The organism is Chromobacterium sp. LK11, assembly GCF_001043705.1.
GTDB lineage: Bacteria > Pseudomonadota > Gammaproteobacteria > Burkholderiales > Chromobacteriaceae > Chromobacterium > Chromobacterium alkanivorans.
This window is the reverse complement of sequence record NZ_LDUR01000049.1, coordinates 1-1,480: the sequence shown is the minus strand read 5'-3', so window position 1 is coordinate 1,480 and position 1,480 is coordinate 1. Positions and strand designations below refer to the sequence as shown.

Sequence of the window (1,480 nt, the reverse complement as noted above, 5' to 3'; positions counted from 1 at the left end):
CTCGCGAGATCGTAAACACGTTCCAAGGGAACGGCGTCAACCGGCGGCGAAATCGGCGAGCGCGGCGCCGTCCATCCGGTAGCGCACCCATTCCGCCTGCGGTTTGGCGCCGATGGACAGGTAGAAATCGATGGCCGGCTGGTTCCAGTCCAGCACGCTCCATTCGAAGCGGCCGCAGCCATGCTCCAGCGCCAGTTGGGCCAGACGGCGCAGCATCAGCTTGCCGGCGCCGCCGCCGCGCTGCCGCGGCGAAATATACAGGTCTTCCAGATACAGGCCTTTTTTGGCCTGCCAGGTGGAATAGCTGAAGAAGTACACGGCGTAGCCGGCAGCTTCGCCGTCCACCTCGCAGATCAGCGCCCGCGCCGGGCTGTCCGCGCCAAACAGGCTGGCGACGATGCCGTCCTCGGTGGCGGCCACTTGATCGCCGGCGCGCTCGTAAACGGCCAGCTCCTTGATGAAGCGCAGAATCAGCGCGGCGTCCCCGGCTTGGGCGGGGCGGATATGGATGGACATGGGCAAGGCCTGAATCGTGGTGAATGGATAAGCCGCTATACTACGGCCAAGACAAACTGCATGCGCTGCATTGTTTTCAATTCATGATGAACATCCTGCATTCTGACCTGCGCCGTCTGGACCTCAACCTGCTGCTGGTCTTCGACGCGCTGCTGCGCCAGCGCTCGGTCGGCGCAGCCGCCGACGAACTGGCGATGAGCCCGTCCGCGTTCAGTCACGCGCTGGCGCGGCTGCGCGCCGCCCTGGGCGACGACCTCTTCGTCCGCATCGGCAACGCGATGCAGCCCACCGCCTACGCCGAACGGCTGGCCGGCGCGGTGAGCGCCGCGCTGGAAACGCTGTCGCAAGGGCTGGCCGAGGCCGGCGGCTTCCAGCCGGAACGCAGCGAGCGCGCCTTCGTGATCGCGGTCACCGACTACACCGCCTTCGCGGTGATGCCGCGGCTGCTGGCGGGCTTGCAGCAAGCGGCGCCGCGGCTGCGCTTCAAGCTGGTGCATTCGCGCGGCCGCGAATCCGCCGAGGATCTGGCCGCCGGCCGCATCGACTTCGCGCTGGGCTATGTCGAGGACATCGCCGAACCGGCGGCCGGGATCGAAAGCTTCGACTGGCTGGAAGACCGCTATGTGGCCATCGCCAGCCGCGCCCACCCTGGCATCCGCGACGGTCTCAGCCTGGAACAATACCTGGCGGCGCGCCACGTGGTGGTGACGCCCTGGGGCGAAACCCGCGGCGGCATCGACCGCGCGCTGGAACGGCGAGGCCTGCGCCGCGACGTGGCGCTGCAACTGCCGTCGGTGCTGGCCGCGCCCTTCATCATCGCGGAGTCCGACTGGATCATGACGCTGCCGCGGCTGGCGGCCCAGGCCCTGAGCCGGGCCGCGCCCATCGCCGTTCACGCCGCGCCGTTCGATATTCCGTCCTACACCCTCAAGGTCTACAGCCACGCCCGCCACGGCCGCAGCGC

General features: G+C 68.3%; 2 protein-coding genes. One reads left to right on the top strand and one right to left on the bottom strand.

The window, feature by feature from the left end; translation table 11 throughout:
* Nucleotides 1–36 precede the first annotated feature (36 nt).
* Nucleotides 37–516: a GNAT family N-acetyltransferase gene (locus VK98_RS21945; RefSeq protein WP_048416063.1), complete on the bottom strand. Its 480-nt coding sequence runs from the start codon at nucleotides 514–516 to the stop codon at nucleotides 37–39.
* 23 nt (nucleotides 517–539) lie between these two features.
* Between VK98_RS21945 and VK98_RS21940 the strand changes: the two genes are divergently transcribed.
* On the top strand, nucleotides 540–1,480 hold a 941-nt coding region (locus VK98_RS21940), incomplete at its 3' end, for a LysR family transcriptional regulator (RefSeq protein ID WP_231589350.1).